General features: G+C 41.4%; 17 protein-coding genes and 1 tRNA gene. 9 read left to right on the top strand and 9 right to left on the bottom strand.

Annotation, left to right across the window (positions count from 1 at the left end):
• Window positions 1–24: 24 nt before the first annotated feature.
• Entirely contained in the window at window positions 25–1,287 is a 1,263-nt protein-coding gene (locus ACIQZ2_RS05260; RefSeq protein ID WP_395767799.1) for a citrate synthase, read from the bottom strand.
• 180 nt (window positions 1,288–1,467) lie between these two features.
• On the opposite strand from ACIQZ2_RS05260, the gene pepT reads away from it, so the two are divergent.
• Window positions 1,468–2,727: a peptidase T gene (gene pepT / locus ACIQZ2_RS05265; protein WP_395767800.1), complete on the top strand. Its 1,260-nt coding sequence runs from the start codon at window positions 1,468–1,470 to the stop codon at window positions 2,725–2,727.
• Between the two features lie 372 nt (window positions 2,728–3,099).
• Here the strand turns inward: pepT and guaA are convergent, their stop codons facing one another.
• Window positions 3,100–4,623: a glutamine-hydrolyzing GMP synthase gene (gene guaA / locus ACIQZ2_RS05270; RefSeq protein WP_395767801.1), complete on the bottom strand. Its 1,524-nt coding sequence runs from the start codon at window positions 4,621–4,623 to the stop codon at window positions 3,100–3,102.
• A 59-nt stretch (window positions 4,624–4,682) separates the two neighbouring features.
• Window positions 4,683–5,849, bottom strand: a complete 1,167-nt coding sequence (locus tag ACIQZ2_RS05275) for an exo-beta-N-acetylmuramidase NamZ domain-containing protein (RefSeq protein ID WP_395767802.1) — start codon at window positions 5,847–5,849, stop codon at window positions 4,683–4,685.
• A gap of 61 nt (window positions 5,850–5,910) precedes the next feature.
• On the opposite strand from ACIQZ2_RS05275, the gene ACIQZ2_RS05280 reads away from it, so the two are divergent.
• A complete protein-coding gene (locus ACIQZ2_RS05280) occupies window positions 5,911–7,107 on the top strand; it encodes an ABC transporter permease (protein ID WP_395767803.1) in 1,197 nt (398 codons plus the stop codon).
• The gene (locus ACIQZ2_RS05285) at window positions 7,085–8,926 is read left to right on the top strand and encodes a peptidase M61 (RefSeq protein ID WP_395767804.1); all 1,842 of its coding nucleotides are present in this window, start codon (window positions 7,085–7,087) and stop codon (window positions 8,924–8,926) included. The genes ACIQZ2_RS05280 and ACIQZ2_RS05285 overlap by 23 nt, the downstream gene beginning before the upstream one ends.
• Before the next feature lie 37 nt (window positions 8,927–8,963).
• Here the strand turns inward: ACIQZ2_RS05285 and ACIQZ2_RS05290 are convergent, their stop codons facing one another.
• Together ACIQZ2_RS05290 and ACIQZ2_RS05295 are read right to left on the bottom strand one after the other, a co-directional pair.
• Complete coding sequence (locus ACIQZ2_RS05290) at window positions 8,964–11,240, bottom strand: NADP-dependent malic enzyme (protein WP_395767805.1); 2,277 nt, start codon at window positions 11,238–11,240, stop codon at window positions 8,964–8,966.
• 9 nt (window positions 11,241–11,249) lie between these two features.
• Window positions 11,250–12,506, bottom strand: coding sequence for a cation:dicarboxylate symporter family transporter (locus tag ACIQZ2_RS05295; protein WP_395767806.1), 1,257 nt, complete (start codon window positions 12,504–12,506; stop codon window positions 11,250–11,252).
• A gap of 114 nt (window positions 12,507–12,620) precedes the next feature.
• Between ACIQZ2_RS05295 and trxB the strand changes: the two genes are divergently transcribed.
• The 3 genes from trxB to bshB1 are packed head-to-tail and all read left to right on the top strand — an operon-like array spanning window position 12,621 to window position 15,402.
• Entirely contained in the window at window positions 12,621–13,559 is a 939-nt protein-coding gene (gene trxB, locus ACIQZ2_RS05300; RefSeq protein ID WP_395767807.1) for a thioredoxin-disulfide reductase, read from the top strand.
• A gap of 9 nt (window positions 13,560–13,568) precedes the next feature.
• The gene (locus ACIQZ2_RS05305) at window positions 13,569–14,681 is read left to right on the top strand and encodes a peptidoglycan DD-metalloendopeptidase family protein (protein WP_395767808.1); all 1,113 of its coding nucleotides are present in this window, start codon (window positions 13,569–13,571) and stop codon (window positions 14,679–14,681) included.
• Between the two features lie 4 nt (window positions 14,682–14,685).
• The gene (bshB1, locus tag ACIQZ2_RS05310) at window positions 14,686–15,402 is read left to right on the top strand and encodes a bacillithiol biosynthesis deacetylase BshB1 (protein WP_395767809.1); all 717 of its coding nucleotides are present in this window, start codon (window positions 14,686–14,688) and stop codon (window positions 15,400–15,402) included.
• On the opposite strand, the gene ACIQZ2_RS05315 is transcribed toward bshB1, so the two are convergent.
• The 3 genes from ACIQZ2_RS05315 to ACIQZ2_RS05325 are packed head-to-tail and all read right to left on the bottom strand — an operon-like array spanning window position 15,399 to window position 19,056.
• The gene (locus ACIQZ2_RS05315) at window positions 15,399–17,240 is read right to left on the bottom strand and encodes an LTA synthase family protein (RefSeq protein ID WP_395767810.1); all 1,842 of its coding nucleotides are present in this window, start codon (window positions 17,238–17,240) and stop codon (window positions 15,399–15,401) included. The two genes, bshB1 and ACIQZ2_RS05315, sit on opposite strands and share 4 nt — an antisense overlap.
• The gene (locus ACIQZ2_RS05320) at window positions 17,237–18,103 is read right to left on the bottom strand and encodes a carbon-nitrogen hydrolase (RefSeq protein ID WP_395767811.1); all 867 of its coding nucleotides are present in this window, start codon (window positions 18,101–18,103) and stop codon (window positions 17,237–17,239) included. Before ACIQZ2_RS05320 ends, ACIQZ2_RS05315 begins: the two co-directional genes overlap by 4 nt.
• The gene (locus ACIQZ2_RS05325) at window positions 18,100–19,056 is read right to left on the bottom strand and encodes a glycosyltransferase family 9 protein (protein ID WP_395767812.1); all 957 of its coding nucleotides are present in this window, start codon (window positions 19,054–19,056) and stop codon (window positions 18,100–18,102) included. The genes ACIQZ2_RS05320 and ACIQZ2_RS05325 overlap by 4 nt, the downstream gene beginning before the upstream one ends.
• A gap of 85 nt (window positions 19,057–19,141) precedes the next feature.
• On the opposite strand from ACIQZ2_RS05325, the gene ACIQZ2_RS05330 reads away from it, so the two are divergent.
• From ACIQZ2_RS05330 to ACIQZ2_RS05340, 3 genes are all read left to right on the top strand, one after another.
• Complete coding sequence (locus tag ACIQZ2_RS05330) at window positions 19,142–20,620, top strand: glycine--tRNA ligase (RefSeq protein ID WP_395767813.1); 1,479 nt, start codon at window positions 19,142–19,144, stop codon at window positions 20,618–20,620.
• 19 nt (window positions 20,621–20,639) lie between these two features.
• A complete protein-coding gene (locus ACIQZ2_RS05335) occupies window positions 20,640–22,592 on the top strand; it encodes a DUF349 domain-containing protein (RefSeq protein WP_395767814.1) in 1,953 nt (650 codons plus the stop codon).
• Window positions 22,593–22,653: 61 nt separating this feature from the next.
• Window positions 22,654–22,726 (top strand) — tRNA-Thr (locus tag ACIQZ2_RS05340).
• Window positions 22,727–22,911: 185 nt separating this feature from the next.
• Here the strand turns inward: ACIQZ2_RS05340 and ACIQZ2_RS05345 are convergent.
• Window positions 22,912–23,613 (bottom strand): hypothetical protein (locus ACIQZ2_RS05345; protein ID WP_395767815.1); only part of this gene is annotated, 702 nt, incomplete at its 5' end.

Raw genomic sequence — 23,613 nt, forward strand, 5'->3', positions numbered from 1 at the left:
TTTTTAAATCTAGATAAATACCGATTAACGCTTGTTAATGTCAACAAATGCACGTGGGGTAGCACCTACATAAATTTGACGAGGACGACCAATAGGCTCTTTATTTGTCATCATTTCTTGATGTTGGGCAATCCAACCAGGAAGACGACCAATTGCGAAAAGAATCGTAAACATGTTGGTAGGAATACCCAAAGCGCGGTAAATAATACCCGAATAAAAATCTACGTTTGGATATAATTTACGTGCAACGAAATACTCATCACTTAAAGCTGCTGCTTCCAACTCTTGGGCAATTTTCAAAATTGGATCTTGGACACCCAATGCTGTCAATACATCATCTGCCGCTTTTTTAATGATGCGGGCGCGAGGATCAAAGTTTTTATAAACGCGGTGACCGAAACCCATTAGGCGGAACCCCGAATTTTTGTCCTTCGCCATGGCAATAAACTTCGCGGTATCACCACCGGCTTGCTTAATCTCTTCCAACATCTCGATAACCGCTTGGTTTGCACCTCCGTGTAAGGGACCAAACAAGGCCATAATTCCACCAGAGATACTTGAAAACAAGTTAGCATGAGATGACCCAATCAAACGAACGGTAGACGTGGAGCAGTTTTGCTCATGGTCTGCATGTAAGATTAATAACTTATTCAACGCTTTTGAAACAATGGAATTTACCTCATACGCCTCACCGGGTTTTGCAAACATCATTTTCAAGAAGTTGGAGCAATAATCCAACGTCTGATCAGGAGCTACAATTCCTTCCCCAATGCTTTTCTTGTAATTCCAAGCGGCAAAAATGGGCAAAGCAGCCAACAAACGTAAGATGTTATCTTCTTTCTGATCCGTTGAATACTGTCCCTCCATTAAACCTACTAAAGCAGACAATTCACTCATTGGGTGCGTTGAGGTAGGAATAACGTGTGCAATGTTCAACAAAGCTTGATTCGCAACCGTATATTTTTGAACTGCCGCCTCAAAAGCATCTAATTGAGCCTGCGAAGGTAATTCACCATGTAATAAAAGGTAGGCAACTTCTAAGAAACTCGCCTTGTCGGCCAACTCCTCTATACTATACCCACAATGCCTTAAAATTCCTTCTTCACCATCTAAAAAAGTAATTGCACTTTTTGTGGCTCCTGTATTTTTATAACCCGGATCGTAGGTAACATAACCTGTCAAATCACGTAACTTGGCGATATCGATGGCTTTTTCATGTTCTGTTCCTTCTAAAGTAGGTAGTTCAAAACTCTTACCATCCACATTGATTACTGCATTTTGAGACATAAGCTTAATAAATATTTTGTATAAGGTCAGGTAATAAAGAGACAGATTAATGCTGTGCTCCAAATTCAAGCCCCTAAGATAATACGATATTTTGAAAGGTTGCTTACCTTTATTAATCCTATTAAAATAAATTTATTTAACACAATTTTTTCTTCGCATATTTCAAAAAATATTGGATTTATGGCTCTTATCTCTGAATTATTCAAAAGTTACTCATTTAGTTCACAAGATCGATTTCTTCAATACGTCCAAATTGATACACAATCAGACCCCCTTTCTTTACATTGTCCATCTACATCAAAACAGAAAAACTTAGCTAAAATTTTGGTTCATGAATTGCAAGCGTTGGGAATTCAAAATGCTGAAATGGATGAATTTGGCTATGTATATGCGCACTTGCCCAGCAATGTGGAGCAGGCTATTCCTGGAATATTTTTCTGCTCGCACATGGATACCTCGCCTGATTGTTCCGGCGAAAATGTAAAACCCATCATTCATCATAACTATCAAGGCCAAGATCTCCTATTACCTGACGATCCCAAGGTAATAATTCGCCTTTCTGAGCATCCCGATCTATCTGAGCAAATGGGGAATGACATCATTAGTGCCAGTGGATTGACCTTATTGGGTGCTGATAATAAAGCTGGCATTGCAGAAATCATGGATGCTGTCACTTTTTGGACAAAGCATCCTGAAGTTCCTCATGGACCTATCACCATCATATTTACACCCGACGAAGAAATAGGGCGTGGCACAGATCATATTAACTTGTCGAAAATCGATGCCCAATTTGGCTATACGTTGGACGGTGAAAAACGCGGACACCTAGAAAATGAAACCTTCTCAGCCGATAGTTTCCATATTTTCATTAAAGGCGTATCGCAGCATCCTGGTTTTGCGAAAGGGCGCATGGAAAGCGCCATTAAAATTGCAGCCGAAATTATCGCCCATTTACCCCAAGATACCTGCAGCCCCGAAACAACTGAAGAAAAACAGGGCTTTATCCACCCCACCGACATTTCTGGTCATGTAGAGGAAGCTCAGATTGATTTTATTTTACGGGATTTTGATTCCCAAAAGTTAAAAGAATACGGTGATATGATAAAGCAAATTGCTCATTCCGTTCTATTAAAATATCCCAAATCAACGATTCGTTTCGAACAAAAAGAGCAATACCGAAACATGTATGAGGTCCTACAACATTACCCTCACTGCATGGATTTAGCCATGGAAGCTATGCGATTAGCCGGTCTTAATCCAGAAAAACGATCGATAAGAGGAGGAACTGATGGATCTCGATTAACTTTTATGGGCCTTCCCTGCCCTAACATTTTTGCAGGTGAACATGCATTCCACAGCAAACAAGAATGGGTTTCTGTTCAAGATATGCACAAGGCAACCGAAACTGTGGTGTATTTGGCAAGTTTGATGGTAAAATAGTCGTTAGACGTTAGACGTTGGACGTTAGACGTTGGACCTTGGACCTTGGACCTTGGCGTGTTTTTTCTTTGGCAAACCTTACTGGATTGCCAAAGTTTGAGACGCATGAAATGCGGCGATTAGACTTTAGACGTAAGACGTTGGACGTTAGACGTTGGACCTTGGACCTTGGTGTGTTTTTTCTTTGGCAAACCTTACTGGATTGCCAAAGTTTGAGACGCATGAAATGCGGCGATTAGACTTTAGACGTAAGACGTTAGACGTTAGAAGTTGGACCTTGGCGTGTTTTTTCTTTGGCAAACCTTACTGGATTGCCAAAGTTTGAGACGCATGAAATGCGGCGATTAGACGTTAGGCGTCTATCGTTTAGTTTTATTCCCACTCAATCGTGGCAGGTGGTTTAGACGAAATATCATACACCACACGGTTGACACCTTTGACCTGATTAATAATTTCATTCGAAATACGCCCCAAAAATGGATAAGGCAAATGACACCAGTCGGCCGTCATACCATCCACACTCGTCACTGCACGTAATGCAACTACTTGCTCATACGTACGCTCGTCGCCCATGACACCTACCGACTGTACTGGCAACAAAATCGCTCCTGCTTGCCAAACATCATCGTAAAGTCCCTCAGATTTCAATCCATTGATGAAAATGGCATCTACTTTTTGCAAAATAGCTACCTTCTCCGGCGTGATATCACCCAAAATTCGGATACCTAATCCCGGACCTGGGAATGGGTGCCGACCCAAAATATCTTTTGGAATACCTAATGTTTTTCCTACCAAACGAACCTCATCCTTAAATAAAGCATCTAAAGGTTCTACAATCTTCAACTTCATGAAATCGGGTAATCCTCCCACATTGTGGTGCGACTTAATGGTTGCACTGGGCCCTTTCAAAGAAACCGATTCAATCTTATCCGGATAAATGGTCCCTTGGCCTAACCAAGAAACACCTTCAATCAAATGCGCCTCCTCATCAAAAACCTCAATAAATGTCTTCCCTATCGCCTTACGCTTCAACTCCGGATCAGATAATCCTTTTAAGGCATCATAAAATCGTTGTTTGGAATTCACCCCTTTTACATTCAACCCCAACGTATGATATGACGCTAATACTTGCTCAAATTCATCTTTACGCAACAATCCATTATCAACGAAAATACAGTATAGATTCTTTCCAATCGCTTGATGCAATAAAACCGCAGCCACAGAACTATCAACCCCACCGGATAAACCCAGAACCACTTTATCCGAGCCAATTTTAGCCTTCAATTCAGCTACCGTACGGTCAACAAATGAATCCGATGTCCACGTAGGCGCGCAGCCACAAATGCCCAACACAAAGTTTTGAATCAAAATACTCCCCTCGGTTGAGTGAGTAACTTCCGGATGAAATTGAATCCCAAAAATCGGTTTTGATACATGCGCAAAAGCTGCCACACGAACCGTCTCGGTTGATCCTATTAATTCATATTCCGCCGGCAATTCCATGATGGTATCTCCATGAGACATCCACACTTGACCGGTCGCCGATAAACCTTTCAATAAAGGACTGTCCTTTACACTTGTCATGTGCGCACGTCCGTATTCGCGATGTCCCGAATTTTGAACAGAGCCTCCGCCCTGATGGGCCAACAATTGTGCCCCATAGCAAATACCTAAAATAGGTAAGTTACCAAACAGGCTTAAATCAACACGCGGAGAATCTTCCTCACGAACAGAACAAGGACTTCCCGATAATATAATTCCTTTCACCGACTCGTCGATGGTAGGAATGTGATTAAAAGGATGGATTTCACAATAAACCTGTGCCTCACGAATTCGGCGCGCAATGAGTTGCGTTACCTGAGAACCGAAATCAAGAATAAGAATCTTTTCCGCCATGTCTGTTTTTACTTAAAAATAAACGGCAAAGGTCGCAATTTCTGAGTAAAAACCGAAAACTAATCCTGATAAATTAAGTAACGCTTCCGCATTTCTTTATACGTACGCAGGGCTGGCTCCCAAGATGCTCGTATTTCTGTCTCCGATTTACCTGCTAATAAACCCAAACGAATTCCATCAGTTCCGGCCAACTTATCAAAAAATGAAGGCGAAGTGAAGAAAGACTCTTTTCCTCCCGTCTTTGTAAACATCTCCATGAGGAAACGTAAACTAAATCCCAAGGAACGCGTATCGACCGAGCGTAAGTCCAGACCATAACACAATTGACCCTTTAAAGGTGGATCCATGGCACCTGGAGTAGGTACAGGCGTGAATGTATAACTTCCAGCAGCTGAATTAGGCGTACCTACCACCTGAAATTGGGTTTGTGTTCCACGTCCTACACTCACAATGGTAGGTTCGAGTAAACAAATGGATGGATATAAACCGATTGATTGATCATTGGGCAAATTAGGTGATGGGGCAATAGGTACTTGGTATGTGCTCTTGTGCGTATAATTCGAAACTGGTATGACTTGCAAATCACAAATAACCCGATTTGCCAACCAGCCTTCCCCATTCAACATCTTCGCATATTCGCCCATTGTTAATCCATGGACAACAGGAATTGCGGTTAGACCCACAAAAGATGCAAAGCGACTTGGATCTAAAACGGGCCCATCAACGTAGTGGCCATTCGGATTTGGACGATCGAAAACAAGCAATTTTACTTTATTCTCAGCACAAGCTTCTTGGACATATAACAAGGTTGAACTAAAGGTGTAAAAGCGCGCACCTACATCTTGAATATCAAAAATCACGACATCTATCCCCTTAAAATCCTCTGGCGTAGGTTTCTTATGCTTGCCATACAAAGACACCAAAGGCAAACCCGTCTTAGAATCCACTTCATTATCGATATGAGCACCGGCATCTGCTGTACCTCTAAAGCCATGTTCGGGTGCAAAAATGCGCTTTACCTGAATTCCTAAGGCTAATAAACTATCTGCCAAATGCGTTTTGCCAATTACCGACGTGTGGTTAACTACCAAGGCAACATGCTTTCCCTTCAATAAACGCAGATATTGATCCGTGTGATAAGCACCTGGCATGATTTGGCTATAAGCGATTTGGCTTAGGCCGAAAAACAATCCAAGGATAAGTTTGTAGTTTCGAAGCAATCCCATTTTCTTTGCGCGTTGGTTTATACTAACCAAATATCCGATAAAATTTAGAAATAAGAAACCGGTGAATTTCCCATTATTTATTGCCAAGCGAATACGCAGTACGAATGAGACCTCTTTTTCTAAGACGGTAACCTACGTTGGGATAGGTACAATTGCTATGGGAACCGGTATTATTTTAATTTCTTTTGCCATCTTATTCGGCTTTAAACAGGCAATTTTAAGTAAAATGCTGAGTTTTTCAGGGGATATACGTATCAGCCAAATTTCAGAAAATCACTCGCTGGCAGAATCACCCATGGCTAGAAATATTGCTTGGGAAAAACGCATGAGCCAGCATCCCAGTATTGACCATATTCAAGCACATGTGCAGAAACCTGCCATTGTAGTAGGCAAAGAAAATATGTCTGGAGTCGTAATTAAGGGAATCGGCGACGATATGCCAGCCAAACAAATGGCAGAAAACATGCGTGAAGGATCTTCCCAACTTAAAAATTCGCAAGATATCATTATTAGTAAAAGCTTATCAAAACAACTAAAAGTCAAACTGAATCAATCCTTAATTTTGTATTTTTTAAGCCAACCTGAACGGCCTCGGAAAGTCAAAGTAAGCGGTATCTATGAAACGGGTTTAGAGGAAATGGATAAACTGATGGTGTTAGCCGATCGTAACTGGGTACAAAAAATGAGTCGGTGGACAGCTGATTCCATTGGAACCTATGAAATCCATTTGAAATCTGCCGTTGACCCCAACCAACTCCTAAAAACCCTTCCTCATGAATGGAAATTAGAAACGAGTGAAGAATTATATCCCGAACTCTATGACTGGATGAAAATGCTTGACCGAAATATCATCATATTCATCAGTTTATTAATGCTGGTCGCATGCTTCAACTTGATCGCCACCTTATGGGTTCTTATCATGGAACGCGTACCGATGATCGGCTTATTAAGTTCATTAGGTTGTAACCAAAGTCAAATTAGGCAGATATTTTGGTGGAATGGATTCTTCATTTTGTTGAGAGGATTAATTCTGGCCAATCTCCTTGCTGCAGGATTTTGTTGGGTACAAGATTTTTATCAAATCATTCCATTAGATCCTGAAAATTATTACATGTCTTCAGTACCCATTCAATGGGATGTCCTTACATGGCTTTTAGTAAACCTGGGAACCATGCTTTTGGTAAGCCTGATGATTTATATACCTACACAATTAATTCAAAAAATAGACCCTAAAGATGCGATTAATTATAAAAATTAGCCTGTTTTTCCTAGTATGTACAACTTGTTTTGGGCAAGGATTCCATTATCATGTCGATTTAAATAATATACGACAAGATCGGGTTAAGGTGAAGGTAATTTTACCGAAACAAACCGAAAATAGCATTGTTTTCTCTTTCCCCAAACAAGTGCCAGGAACGTATGCCAACTATGATTTTGGGCGTTATATTCAAAGCTTTAAAGCCATTGCCAAGGATGGACAAATGCTTCCAGTCAAGCAAAAAAACATCAACCAGTATCAAATAGACCAGGTCGGCCGATTAGACCGTATTGAATATGAAGTAAACGATACTTGGGATAGCCCTGAGATTAAAGGGGAATATATTTTCGAACCTGCGGGCACCAATATTCAAAAAGATACCACATTTGCATTCAATGTGCACGGTTTTTTAGGGTATGTAGCCGGACAAGAAAAAAATTCAGTTCAATTAACGATCGAAAGACCGAAGCATTTATTTGGAGCAACTTCATTAGTTAACACAGGAAAAGGTAACCGGGATGTATTTACAAGTGCCAACTACCAAAGTTTAGTGGATGCCCCTATTCTTTACAGTCCTGCCGATACAGCCAGTATTCAATTTCCAGAAACAGATATCTTGATTTCTGTCTATTCGCCTAATGAAAAAATCACCGCTGAAGAAGTTGCTGAAAACATTCGTCCCTTGCTTATCGCTCAAAGAAACTATTTAGGTGGAAAATTACCCGTTAAGCGGTATGCATTCCTCATTGTTCTTTCGGACAACTTAAAAGGCGGAAGTTACGGGGCACTTGAGCATACGCTTTCTTCCTTTTACTACTTGCCTGAAGGAAATATTGAGGACCTAGGACAGACCATACGCGATGTATGTGCACATGAATTTTTCCATATAGTGACCCCACTCTCCGTGCATTCGGAAGAAATCGGCAATTTCGATTTCAATGATCCGAAAATGTCAGAACATCTTTGGCTGTATGAGGGTCTAACCGAATACGCTGCACATCACATGCAATTGAAAGGGAAGTTAATAGATGCCGATTCGTTTTTCCGCACCATTCAAGAGAAGAAAGAAACCGATGAGATGCAATACAAACAGGATGTCTCCTTTACTTCAATGAGTAAACAAGTCTTAGGCAAATACAAAGATCAATATGCGAATGTGTACCAAAAAGGAGCATTAATTGGTTTTGGTTTAGACATAACCCTTCGTAGATTGAGCCAAGGCAAATGGAACAATCAATTACTACTACAGGCTTTATCAAAAGAATATGGCGCTAATAAGTCATTTAAAGACGCTGAGCTTTTTGATAAAATCATTCAAATCACACATTTACCTGAGCTTGATAACTTTTTTCAATCCTATGTAGCAGGAACCAAAGCCCTTCCTATTCAAACATGGCTTCAACAAATCGGTTATACCTGGGATTCAAACCAAAAGGAGGAAGTAAAAACCCTGGGATTTGATGTACAAGGCCTGTCAATTAATTCCGAAACTAAACGAGCTGTCATTCAATCAAAGTCGGCGATTAATGAATTAGGTCAACTACTGGGCATGCAGGAAAAAGATGAATTAGTTGCTGTCAATGGGCTGCCAACTGACATTGAAAATTTCGCAAAAAACGCACAAAAAATACTTCAAATCATACAAAATGGAGATATGTTGGCCTGGGATGTTGCTCGAAAAACACCTAGTGGTAATTTTCAAACGGTCCACCTAAAAGCACCTTTCTCGGTGATCCAACAACTTAGTCGACAAGCGATTCGAGCACTACCAAATCCATCCAAAGGACAGTTGGATTTACGAACAAACTGGATGCAATAAAAAATCCCCGGCTATTAAGCCGAGGATTTTCAGTGTGCTAGCGCGTTGACTGTGCTTCCACGACCGCGATGGCGACCATATTCACAATTTCCCTGACGGAAGCTCCTAATTGTAAGATGTGGGTAGGTTTGGCCAAACCTAATAAAATAGGTCCCACATATTCAATATCCGCGGCTTCCTTTAACAAGTTGTAAGCGATATTCGCCGCAGACAAATTAGGGAAAATTAAGGTATTCGCCGTTTCATTCCCTAAAGCAGCAAAGGGGTAATTTTGTTGGCGCAACTCTTTATCAAAAGCCAAGTGCGCTTGCATCTCCCCTTCAATAATCCAATCGGGATGTTTCGCTTGTAATATTTGGGTGGCTTGACGCATTTTAATTGCATCTGCCCCATCGGCTGAACCGAAGTTGGAATAACTCAATAAAGCAATCCGAGGAACAATATTAAAGCGTTTTACCGCTTTAGCTGTCAGTTCTGTAATTTCGACAAGATCTTCAACACTGGGATCGAAGTTCAATGTGGTATCTGAGAAAAACAATGGCCCCTTCTGGGAAAGAAGCAAATACATTCCTGAAACTTTTTTCACCCCATTTTGCTTACCGATTATCTGTAAGGCGGGTCGAATGGTTTCCGGATAATTCTTCGTCAAACCACTAATCACCCCATCCGCCCGATTAGTCTCTAGCATCATGGCAGCAAAATAATTACTCTTCCGTACTTGTTTATTGGCCTCCCAACGGGTCACCCCGCGGCGCTTTCTTTTTTCGTAAAACAGCTCTGCAAACTCGGCAACGAGTTCCGCATTGTCCGCATGTTTAAAATCCATGATTTCAGTGTTACCTAAATCGACGTGATTTTCCTCGCAGATGGCCTGAATCTTTTCACGTGAACCTAATAAAATCGGTTTAGCGATACCTTCATCGAGCACTTCGCGTACGGCTTTTAACACTTTTAAATTCTCAGCATCTGCGAAAATGATGCGCTTAGGCTTACTCTTAGCGCGTTTAAAGATAAACTTCATCACTTGATTATCTAAGCCAAGGCGTTTCGCTAATTGCAATTCATAGGCCTCCCAATTTGTGATGGGCTTTGTAGCCACACCAGACTCCATCGCTGCTTTGGCAACGGCCATGGAAATGGTTGTTATTAACCGAGGATCTACCGGTTTAGGAATGATATAGTCGGGACCAAAACTTAGGCTCTTTTCATTATATGCCAAATTAACGATATCAGGTACCGGTTTTTTTGCTAAACAGGCAAGCGCTTTCGCTGCGGCCAATTTCATTTCATCATTAATTTCAGTCGCTCGTACATCCAGTGCCCCACGGAAAATGAATGGGAACCCTAAAACATTGTTCACTTGATTTGGAAAATCAGAACGACCCGTAGCCATGATTAAATCATCGCGTACAGCAATTGCTTCATCATAACCAATCTCAGGCGTTGGGTTTGCCATGGCAAATACAATGGGTTGGGTAGCCATCGATGCAATCATTTCAGGTTTTATGATATTGCCAACTGATAGTCCCAAGAAAATATCGGCACCATGCATAGCTTCCGCTAATGTTACCGACTTCCCAGCAGGGCCAGCTAGAGGAGCCAAATATTGATTCAGGTCGTTGCGGTCTTTTGAAACCAATCCATCTTTATCAAAAATGTAAAAATTCTCAATGCGCGCGCCAAGTTTCAAATACAGTTTAATACATGAAATTGCCGCAGCTCCAGCGCCAGAAATAACAAATCGCGCGTCTTCGATATTCTTACCCACAATTTCTAGCGCATTGATTAAGGCAGCCGATGAGATAATGGCAGTACCATGTTGATCATCGTGCATGATGGGAATCTTTAATCGCGCTTTCAATTTCTCTTCGATTTCAAAGCACTCAGGGGATTTGATATCCTCTAGGTTAATCCCGCCAAAAGTAGGTTCTAAGTTGACAACCGTCTCCACAAACTGATCCGGATCTGTGCATGCAAGTTCTAAATCAAAAACATCGATATCCGAAAATACTTTAAACAAAACTCCCTTCCCTTCCATCACAGGCTTACTTGCTTCAGGGCCAATATTCCCTAAACCAAGAACAGCGGTACCGTTTGAAATAACACCTACCAAATTACCTTTGGCCGTATAATCATAAACCTTTTCTACATTGGCCGCAATCTCCAAACATGGTTCTGCTACACCAGGTGAATATGCTAAAGAAAGGTCGCGCTGCGTAGCGGTTGATTTAGTTGGCTTTACTTCGATTTTCCCGGGTTTACCACCTGCGTGGTACTCCAGGGCATCTTGTTTTAATATGGATGAAGTGGACATAAAATTATATTAGGCTTCTGGTTGATGAAATTCTCCTTCGTGTTTGGCTAACCAAATCGTGGCTACCCCGTTTCCAATAAAATTGGTAATGGCTCGCGCCTCCGACATAAATCGGTCAACGCCAAGTAATAAGGCAAGCCCCTCTAGCGGAATAACTTGCAATGCGGTTAATGTAGACGCAAGTACCACAAAACCACTACCAGTAACACCTGCAGCACCTTTTGAGGTAACCATAAGTACACCAATGATGGTTAATAGTTGCTCCCAATTCAGTTGGATACCATAGACCTGGGCTAAAAATAAGGTGGCCATGGATAAGTAAATACTGGTTCCATCCAGATTAAACGAATAACCGGCAGGGACCACAAGACCTACAACGGATTTGGAACAACCCATGCGTTCTAATTTCTTCATTAACGATGGTAAAGCAGCCTCTGATGAGGAAGTGCCTAAAACAATCAATAATTCTTCTTTGATGTAATTTAAAAAAACCGTGATACGTTCACCGCAGCTTCGCATAATCAGGGCTAATATGACAAAGATAAAAATCGCCATGGTGGCATATACGGAAACCATCAACTTTGCTAAAGGCAATAACGAATGAATACCAAATTTCCCGATTGTATAAGCCATACCACCTAAAGCACCCAATGGAGCTAAATACATAACAAACTTAAGCCCTTTAAAAACCCAATGTTCAGCCTGTTGCATTCCTGAGATCATCCGGGCTTTTCCTCGTACAAAGTTCAAAAAAGAACCAAAGCATAATGAGAAAGCCAAAACCTGAATGGTAAAGTTTTCTTTAAAAAAAACCATCCAACTGAAACTTGCGGCCTTTTGCGTAAACTTTGAAATATCCCCACCAGCTATATCAGCACGAATTACACCTTCCCCCGGGGTAAGCACATGGGAGACACCTAGACCAATAATCAAAGCTAATGTTGTCACAACTTCAAAGTACAATAAAGCCTTACCGCCCACGCGGCCTACCTTCTTTAAATTTCCCATGTTGACAATCCCTAAACTGATCGTTAAGAAAATGATGGGATGAATGAAAAGTTTAACTAGGCTGATGAATATTCCCGAAAAAAGTTCACTTAAGCTAGGTCCAAATGATAAATCCGTTCCTAAAAACTGATAATTAAATTTCTTTTCTAACACAGGGTAAAGCGCTAGTTCTGAATCAAAATGACCAATAATTACACCAGCGAGAATAGATAACAATACCCAAAATGTGAGATTATGTGTAATATTTTTACCAATCATACGTTAAATCGAGGTTGTGTAACAAATGTAAGGAACAAAAAGGAGAAATTCGAGGTTTGCGATTGTAAGCTTATTTACCGAAATTTGCAGACTCATTTTTTACTATTTTTATCTATGTCGAATTCCATTAAGTGTCTTATTATCGGTTCAGGTCCAGCAGGTTATACTGCAGCTATTTATGCTTCTCGGGCAGGATTACATCCTGTAATGTATCAGGGGGGGCAACCAGGCGGTCAATTGACTACGACGACTGAAGTTGATAATTTTCCAGGTTATCCGAATGGAATTGATGGTCCGGCTATGATGGTTGATTTAGAAAATCAAGCCAAACGTTTTGGAACGGATGTGCGTTATGGCATGGCGACAAAAGTAGATTTCACAAGCCAACCAAAGAAGGTTTGGATCGATGAAACCACAGAAATCCTAGCGGATTCAGTAATTATCGCGACAGGTGCTTCCGCTAAATGGTTAGGCTTAGCCGGCGAGACAACCTTTAATGGGTTGGGTGTTTCAGCATGTGCTGTATGCGATGGTTTCTTTTATCGCAATCAAACCGTTGCCGTAGTAGGTGCTGGTGATACAGCTGCTGAGGAAGCAAGTTATTTAGCCAATTTATGTACAGAAGTGCATTTAATTGTTCGTAGAGATCAAATGCGAGCATCCTTAATCATGCAGGAGCGAGTGAAAAAAAACCCCAAAATCACGATTCACTGGAATTCAGAAACAGAAGAAATTTTAGGTGATGCCAATGGTGTTACCGGAATTCGTATTGTAAATAACGTAACAAAAGCAAAAGAAGAAATTGCTTTGACAGGATTCTTCGTGGCGATTGGTCACCAACCGAATACGAGCATCTTCAAGGGTCAATTAGACATGGACGCACAAGAATACTTAATTACCGAAAAAGGAACTAGTCGGACAAATATTCCAGGGGTATTTGCTTGTGGAGATGTACAAGATTCGATGTACCGACAAGCCGTTACGGCAGCAGGAAGTGGTTGCATGGCAGCATTAGACGCAGAAAGATGGTTGGCTGCCAATAATTTACATTAATCAAAGCCTATGAAAATTAGCAAGGTTTTTCTTGGTCTTAGTTTGGTCTTTATGGCCCTAACTGGCTATTCACAAGAAAATAAGCTTTTCAAGAAAAAGACCAAAATCGAATCTAAACCGAATTCTTCTTTGTATCAGGAAAAAACGGCTAAGAAAGATGAATTGGACGAATTACCACCATTGACTTTTCGTACAGAGAGCGATGCCAAAGAAACGGCTATTCAGGGTTCAGAATTACAAGAGCGTAAATATGAGCCATTGAAAGTCATCAACCCAAGTATTAGTAATTTCGATACGACATCCATTGATGAAGGAGAATCCTTGGTCGTGGAAATCGAAGAGGAAAATGCACCGGTAGGAACAGAAGATTTCGTCTCCGTGGCATCTTATTTTTCAATTTGGGATACCAAAAGTATCGACCCCTATTCCATCGATGCGAAGGAATTTGATGAGCCGGTTGACTTGGAGTTGTACAATTTAGCCGCAGGCCATAATTGGGCTATGCCCTTAGCTTCTATGAGGCAAACAAGTCCTTTTGGGCCACGCTGGGGTAGATTGCATGCAGGTGTCGACTTAGATTTAGAAACGGGATATCCTGTTTTTGCACCCTTCGATGGCATAGTTCGTGTAGTAAATTTTAACCCAGGTGGGTATGGAAAATACATGGTTTTACGTCATTACAATGGTTTAGAAACACTTTTTGGACACCTTTCGAAACAAGGATTAGAATCGGGCACTTTAGTTAAAGCCGGTGATGAGATTGGATTAGGTGGAAATACGGGACGAAGCACTGGGGCGCACTTACATTATGAAACACGCTATGAAGGAAATCCATTCAACCCAAATCAGGTTTATAATTTTGCCATAGGCGAACCTCTCTCAGATCACTTATTAATAACCGCCCAAACCTTTAATATTCGTGCTTTATCACTTCGAAATGAATACGGAAGTGTGGGTGAAAAAATCAAAACAAGAAGCAAAGTTTGGACGAAAGTACGTTCAGGAGATTCTTTGCGATCGATTGCTCAACGAGCTGGCATTTCTGCTAGTAAATTAGCTAAGTTAAACGGCTTAAAAATGTCCTCGAAAATTAAAGCTGGAAGACGCCTTCGTATTCACTAAGATAATGAAATTAGATATACTCGTTTTAGCTGCACATCCAGATGATGCGGAATTAGCCGTTGCAGGCACCATCGTATCTGCCATAGCGAAAGGGAAAAAAGTGGGTATTGTTGACTTTACGCATGGAGAATTAGGAACACGAGGCACTCCCGAAATCCGTTTAGCTGAATCGGTTGCAGCAACGGACATATTGGGCATTCAAATTCGTGAGAATATTGGTTTAGCGGACGGGTTTTTCATGAATGATCAGGCGAGCCAATTGAAGTTAATTGAAGTTATTCGGGCTTACCAGCCGGACATTGTATTGGCGAACGCCCTGGAAGATCGGCATCCTGACCATGGAAAAGGTGCTCAATTGGCCATAGATGCTTGTTTTTTGAGTGGCTTGCGGAAGATTGAAACATTCAGAAATGGTGAGCATCAGAAAGAATGGCGTCCTAAGCAAATCTTTCATTACATTCAAGATCGTTACCTTGAACCTGATTTCGTTGTTGATGTAACGGAACATTGGAAAACGAAGGAAGCGGCAATTCGCGCATTTCGCAGCCAATTCTTTGATCCGAAATCCAACGAACCGGCATCGTATATTTCGAGTCCCGAATTCCTAAACTTCATCGAAGCACGTGCCCGTGAAATGGGACACAAGATTGGGGTAACGTATGGAGAAGGGTTTCAAACACAGAAAACAATAGCAATCCAGGATTTGACTTCGCTCATTTAAAAGGCTTGATAAGTCGAAAACACCCGTTGCATGTAGGCTTGACCGAACGTCAATAATTGGGTGCTTCCCTCCTGTTTAATCACGCGTTTTCCCGCATTATCAAAGCTGGTAAATCCTTTCGGACTAATCACCCCAAATCCATTATCCCAGTCGAAAAATGCATATCCCTGCTTCGAATTTGTGGTGAACAAATCTTGGCTAAATTTGAATCTTTGGCCGTCTAAGCTTAATTGGCCCAACAAGGTTTTGGCAATATCGGTTTGGCTACCAAACACCGATATTTGTTTCCCACGAAATTCAGGTTTGATGACATCGCCAAAAAATACCAGTGGAATATGGAATCGTTCAGCCGCTGAAATCGGATATTTTTCCTTTGGTAAGCGATGGCCGTGATCAGCTACGATGACAAAAAGCGTATTATTAAACCAAGACGCTTTACGTGCTGAACGGATAAAAGCCCCCAACGATTTATCAGTATAAAAAGCCGTACTCCGAAAACGATTCGGTAAATCGGATCCTGGAAAGCGCGGAGCCTCCGGAATCTCAAAAGGTTCGTGGTTGGAAAGTGTCAGCATCGTCGCAAAAAACGGTTGGCTTAACTGACCCAACTGCTGTTTAAATCGCTTAAAAACAACACCATCATGGGCACCCCATTTTGAATTTTGATCCTCAGGCGCAAACGCATGCTTGTCGGTGGAATGATCAAATCCGTGGCTCAGCACATACGATTTAAACCCAAAAAACTCACTCTCTCCCCCATACATAAATGCCGTTTCGTAGCCCTGTTCCTTAAATACTTGAGCAAGCGAGGGTAATTTTTCCTGCTTATCCGTCTCGGAAATAATACTTTTGGTTGCTTGCGCAGGAAAGGCACTCATCACGGCAATCAAGCCTTTATCAGTACGATCTCCTGAAGCATATAAATTCGTAAAAGAAACACCTTGCTCCATCAATTGCCCTAATTCGGGGCTTATTCCCGGCTCACCCCCTAATGATGCTACGACATCAGCCGTGTAACTTTCCAAGAGAATGAAGACGATATTGGGGCGTTTATGGGTGAAAATTTCTGTTCGGGCCAACGAATCTGCTGATTGATAAACATCTAGAATTGAATCTATTTGAGAATCGGGTAAGTAATGAAAGTCACCGGTATTTCCCGCTAAATTATTCGTAACATCCTGCGCCAAATTCCAAGAAGTATTGACAGCCGCATGATTTAAGATAGGCTTGGAAGAAAAATAAGCCATGCTTTGGCTGATGGGAGCTAATTGCCAACCGCCCCGTACGCTTAAAAAGGTCAGCCCTAAAACAAATAAACTGAGCAATGGACGCACGAGCCATGGATGTAGCTGAAATGAAGGGCGGATGAAAAAGCGAATGAGCCAAGCAAAAAACAGCACTTGAAATAGGAAGATTCCGACCGTCAAACCAATACCCGTTTCCAGGCTAGAAATCGTTGATTCATACGGATAACTAAAAAATATTTTGAAGACTTTAAAGTTGACCTTCGCTCCCCACTCCTGATAAATATTCAAATTTACGGCCCCAATAAGTGAAAAAAGGCCAATAAAAAACCGTTGGTACCCAATCAAAAAACGCGGGGAAACAAATGATTTCCCTATGATGATCTCTACCACCCAGAGTAAAACAGGGATAACAAGTACGTATCCCGTCATGGAAGCATCAAGACGCAAGGCTGATTGAAAAATCACGAAAACTTCAGAGCTACCGTCCTCGGTTATGGCATCCCAAAATCGAACAACAAAAATCAGCCGCTCGACCAAAAAGAAAATTAGCCAAAAAGCATAAAGTCGAAGTAGGTTAATTAAATAGCTCAATCGATGTATCGTTTGGTAATATCTTGATAAGAATCAATGCGTCGATCCCGCATAAATGGCCAGATACGTCTGTATTGCTCTTGTGTATCCAAATCAATTTCAATTATTGCAACTTCTTCCGTGTTGTGCGGAGCTTGATACAGCACTCGCCCAAAAGCATTGCTCACAAAGGAACCTCCCCAAAAAGTCTGGCCATTTTCCTCTCCTACTCGATTAACAGCAATCACGGGTACTTCATTAGCTACCGCATGGCCACGCTGAACGGTTTGCCAAGCTTGATATTGTTCACGGTTTATTTCGCTGCTCGGTTCTTGGTTATCCCAACCAATAGCGGTTGGATAAATCAATACTTCTGCCCCTTTCAGCGCAGTTAAACGAGCTGCTTCAGGATACCATTGGTCCCAACAAATCAAAATACCCAATTTTCCATAACTCGAATCGAACACTTGATATCCTAAATCACCTGGTGTAAAATAGTATTTCTCTTCATAGCCGGCATCTTGCGGAATGTGCATTTTACGATATTTACCTAGATAGCCTTTGGCATAATCGAGTACGGCACAGGTATTATGGTAAACACCTTTGCTGCGTTTTTCAAACAATGAAGCTACGATTACAACCTTTAATTCCTGTGCTAATGCTAACAAAGAATCCGTTCCTGGCCCAGGAATAACTTCCGCTAAATCGAAATAGGCAGCATCTTGTTTATGGCAGAAATATACTGAACGATACAATTCTTGCAAGCAAATCACTTGGGCACCTTGGGCGGCTGCTTCCCGGATTTTAGCCACGGTTTTTGCTTGATTTGCTTGAACATTTTCCGAACAAGTCAATTGCAATAAGGCAAATTTGATATTTTTCATAATGCTTGTGCGGCGCGTTTAATCGCCGAAAGATCCAAAGAATTCATACAATTAAAATGTCCTAAAGGACAAACATTTGAACCTTGTGTAGAGCAGGGCCTACACGGTAGATTCGTATTCTCAATAGCTGTAAACTTCGTTTTGTAGGGTGTGAAACCAAGACCAACGTGCGTGCTTCCCCAAATGGTGAATAAATTAGGATGTTTAAGTGCAGCAGAAATATGCATCATGGATGAATCATGTGCGATGACCATAGCAGCTTGTTGGGCAAGAGACGCACTTTGCGCAATACTTGTTTTCGAACAAAGATTTAGCACTTTTTCAGGAAAAAGCGTAGCTAATCGGTACCCAATTTTTTCATCCCAATCATCCCCCACCAAAACAACTTGTTGGGGAATCGCATCAAGCAATTCGATCATTTTTGGATATGACAACACCTTGGTTTGATGTGCAGCTCCGATGGCAAAAAGAATGTAGGGTGCTTTTATGCCAAAATCAGACAGATTAACGTGAGACGCAGCGGGAATAAAATAATCCAAGCCTTGGCCATCCGACTGAAGTCCGAGCGATTGTAAGTTTCGGTCAACAAGGTGTCCGGGCAAAGTGTTCACTTTCGTTTTAATGAAGGTTTTACGGGCACTTGTGTATTTATTGATTTGCTTGGGTAGCTTCCCTAGCAGCAAACACAAAACATGCGAACGAAGGTTTTTGTGAAGGTCATAAATGATGTCAAAACCCTGATCACGAAGCTCAGCAGCAAATTTCAATATATTACCATCAAAACCATGAACATCATGTACATGTGGATTTCCCTCCCATAAGTGAGCGAAGGAAGCCTTGGTCGCGATGTGAATTTCGGCATGAGGGAATTGTGCTTTTAGTACACGCACTATGGGTGTGGTTAAAAGAATGTCACCGATGGACGAAAAACGAATACAAAGGATTTTCTGCATGTAAAAAAAATACGTCGCAAAATTAAGAAAAATCTATTCTCTTTCATTCTTTTCGGTAAATTGCATGCTTAATTGAATGGATTACATGGAGCAGAAAAGACAAGATACCGCCTCAGCACTTAAGGATATAATTTCACACGCCAAGGAATATGGCTTTGTATTCCCGTCTTCGGAAATTTACGATGGCTTGCAAGCCGTTTACGATTATGGTCAAAATGGTGTAGAATTAAAGAATAATTTAAAGAACGTTTGGTATAAGGCCATGACGATGTTGAATGACAACGTGGTAGGCTTAGATGCGGCTATTTTTATGCATCCCTTAACTTGGAAAGCTTCTGGTCACGTAGATTCATTCAATGATCCGATGATTGACAATAAGGATTCAAAGAAGCGTTATCGGGCAGATACTTTATTAGAGGAACGTGCTGCAGCGCTGGAAGACGAAGGAAAAGCGGATGAGGCGAAGGCCTTAATGCAAGCCATGGCGAAAGGATTGGATGCAGGAGATTTAGAGGCTGTACGCCAATTGATTATTGATCAAAATATTAAATGCCCCGTTTCGGGTACTGCGAATTGGACCGAAGTACGTCAGTTTAACTTGATGTTCTCGACCCAAGTGGGAGCCGTATCGGAAGATGCATCCTTGATTTACTTACGTCCGGAAACGGCGCAAGGGATTTTCGTGAATTTCTTAAATGTGCAAAAAACGGGCCGTATGAAGGTGCCTTTTGGTATTGCGCAAATTGGAAAAGCCTTCCGTAACGAGATTGTAGCCCGTAATTTCATTTTCCGTATGCGGGAGTTTGAACAAATGGAAATGCAATTTTTTGTGCGTCCTGGCACGGAGATGGAGTGGTACAATAAATGGAAAGAGACGCGTATGAAGTTTCACCAGGCAATCGGCCTACCGGCTGATTCCTTGAAATTCCATGATCATGAGAAGCTTGCGCATTATGCTAATAATGCTACCGATATTGAGTATCGGTTTCCATTTGGCTTTAAGGAGATGGAGGGAATTCACTCGCGGACTGATTTTGATTTAAAATCACATCAAGAATTATCGAAGAAAAAGCAGCAATATTTTGACCCAGAAATAAATCAGAACTATATTCCGTATGTCGTGGAGACGTCGGTGGGTGCAGATCGATTGTTTTTAGCGATTTTGTGCAATGCATATACCGAAGAAACGACGGGTGAAGGTGAAAGCTTGAAGCAACGCGTTTACTTGAATATTCATCCGGCTTTGGCGCCTACGAAAGTTGCGGTATTGCCATTAGTGAAGAAAGATGGATTAGCGGAGAAAGCACAAGAGATAACAAATCAATTAAAATTTGCCTTTAATACAACGTACGACGATGGTGGCGCCATAGGCAAGCGCTATACCCGTCAAGATTTAATTGGAACGCCGTATTGCGTCGTAGTTGATTACCAAACGATGGAAGATCAAACAGTAACGGTGCGAGATCGCAATACGATGAGCCAAGAGCGCATTTCTATCGCAGACCTAAAAGAAAAACTAGGTTATGCGGTATCGATGGAGCGTATTTTTGAAAAACTAGTTTAAAAACGCAAACAACGACGACATGATGATTGATCAGAATCCAGCTGAAGAGGAAAACCTACCCGTACCAACATCGAAGCCAACAGACCAGCTTTCGAATGAAGTAGAGGAACCAATAACTGAAGAGACGGTAGAAATGCCATCAAATGAAGTGCAAGAACCAGCACCAGCGGAGGTAGTAGAAATGCTTTCGAAAGAAGTTTTGGTAGCTGCACCAGTTAAAGAGGTAGAATACCCCTTATTCGATTTTGCAGTTGCTTCAAAAGACAACTTCTTGTCGTATTTCGGAAAAATCAAGGAAATCGTGTCAGATCATGCCCATCCAAGTACTTACAAAAAGGTGGATGAGATAACAAAAGAAGTCAAGGAAGCTTGGACTCAATTGAAGCAAGCGGAAAAACAAGCCGCCATTGAGGCATTTAAAGCTGCTAATGATGGAACAGATGAGGGATTTGATTTCAAGGATGAAGCAGTTCATGCGGTGGATCAGTTAATCCATTATATCCGTTCAGAGAAACAGGTATTCTTCCAAGGGTTAGAAAAAGCGCGTGAGAAGGCATTAGAAGGTAAGACGCGGTTAATTAATGAATTGCGTGACTTAGTGGATAAGGATGACAACAGTGATCCGGCCCATGTAAATGCAAGTTTTAAGACATTCAAAAAAATTCAAGAAGAATGGAAAGGTTTGGGAGCGGTTCAGGGTCCGATGAACCAAACTTTATGGCAATCATACCATGCATTAGTTGACCGTTTTTATTCAAACCGTTCGATATTCTTTGAGTTATTGGAACTTGATCGCAAGAAGAATTTACAGGCCAAAGAAGTCATTGCAGCAAAATTGGAAAAATTAGCTGATGCTGTTGCAAAGGCAACAAATTTGCCTGCTTTATTAAAAGAGGCTGAAGAATTATTCAATGAGTATAAGCACATAGGTCCGGCACAACGAGAAGAGAATAAGGCCATGTGGCAACGAGTAAAGAAATCGTTGGATGTTTTGTTTGAGCAAAAAAGACAGATTCAAGATGCCAACAAGGCGGTTTTTGAAGAGAATTTAAAGATTAAAAAGGAATTGGCAGGATTGATGAATGGATATTCAACTTTCCAGTCAACTTCCATTTCGGAATGGAACCAAGCATCCAAGGCTGTACTGGCCTTACAGGAGCAATGGGGAAAATTAAAGGGCGGATTACCGCGTGATGGTGGCAAAGAAGTTAGTCATCAGTTTTGGGCGGATTTAAAGACGTTCTTTAAGCATAAGAGTGAGTTCTTTGGTAAGATTGATGCGGAGCGTAAGGCTAATTTAGCCGCGAAACAGCAGTTGATCGACCAAGTAGAAGGCATCGTTGCTGTTGGAACTGAAACGCCAGAAATTACACAGACCGTAATCGAATTGCAAAAGAAGTGGAAGGAGATTGGTCATGTACCCGAGAAGCAGAAAGACAGTATTTATACTAAATTCAAAGCGGCGTGTGATGCGTACTTCAATTTAAAACGTTCTGCTTCCAAAGGAGCCAAAGACGTGGAGATGGATGCTAATTTAGCAGCTAAACAAGCGATTTTGGGAGAAATGGAAGCGATGTTAAAGGATGCAAGTTTATTGGCGCGTTTAGGTGAAGTTAAGGCAGCCTGGGATGCGGTAGGATTTGTACCAAAGAAGAACGTAAAAGAATTACAGGATGCATTCCGTAAGACATGGAATGCCTTAATTGATTTGGCGAGAACACAACCGAAGGAGCAATTAGCGGCTTGGGGATTTGAGTTGAAGTCTTTGAAGACGGAAACTGAGCAAACGGAATCGGCAGGGCCGTCAATGGATGCGCGTAAGAAGATTGCAGCCCTCGAAAATGATATTGCGGTGTTATCCAATAACTTAGAGTTTTTTGCTAAGGGAAAAAATGCTGACAAGCTTCGGGCAGATTTTGAAAAGAAAATTGAAGCGGCTGAAAAGGAATTAGAAAAATTGAAAAAAAGTTAATTTTTTTAGACTTCGGTTTTGCGATTTAGGAGAATAGCACTACTTTTGTAAACCGAAATGCGCCTCCTTAGCTCAGCTGGTAGAGCAACTGATTTGTAATCAGTAGGTCGTTGGTTCGATCCCGACAGGAGGCTCTGATAAGCTCAACAGAAATGTTGAGCTTTTTTGTTTTAGCGCTGGATCAAAAGTTAATTTGAATTATGCCAGAGGTCGAAATGTGGTGATCTTTATTTAAATACTATTGAATGTATAAGTTCACTTCTTTCTAAAAGGAGCTTAAAGGAACCTAAATTTGGGCGCATTATACGCCACAAAACATTTAGCTCGCTAATTGAAAATGGGTAAATACATATTCAAAGTCAACCAAACGGCAATCAATCATATCAAACGGTCGGTAAACGTAGGTCGTACTTGGGTTTGTTAAATTCTCCAAACTAGCCAAAAACAATTTTCCTTGGTCCTCATATAGGCAAGATGGAATAATGTGCAAAGGGGTCTCTTGTGGAATTTTCTTGTACTTCAATTGCGCTCTCAACTTATCAACTAATTGATCCGTTTTAGAATAGCTGTGAGTATATTTATTCACATGAAAAGACTCCCAGGTAACAATGTTTCTGCCTTTAAATGCGGGATTACTTGCCAAATGTTCACCCATCACCAAAACATGAGAATCCGAAATACAGGGTAATTCATCAATCAATGAAGTCAACTTTAAGGATGCATGCCCGTGGATAGGCTTTTGATTAGCTAGAATCAATTTTACGCATTCAGGACTTGTAAAGGCTTTTACATAGCGGCGCGGTTCATGCTGGCAACCTGGGTTCCAATTGGCCGTATTGATCCAATGAGAAAAATCCATCGCAATTTGGTTCATAGGCCTATTGGGTTCTAATGCATTCATTCGGAACCCTGAAAAGAGCCCATAACTCGGTTGAAAACCCCGAATAAGCAGCAGAGGCAAAGCTATTGAATGTCTCAAAAAGCGCGTCAAAAGACCTCTTTCACTTGGGTCTGTTAGTTG

Origin of the sequence: Aquirufa sp., from assembly GCF_044342065.1 — a bacterium.
Lineage (GTDB): Bacteria > Bacteroidota > Bacteroidia > Cytophagales > Spirosomataceae > Aquirufa.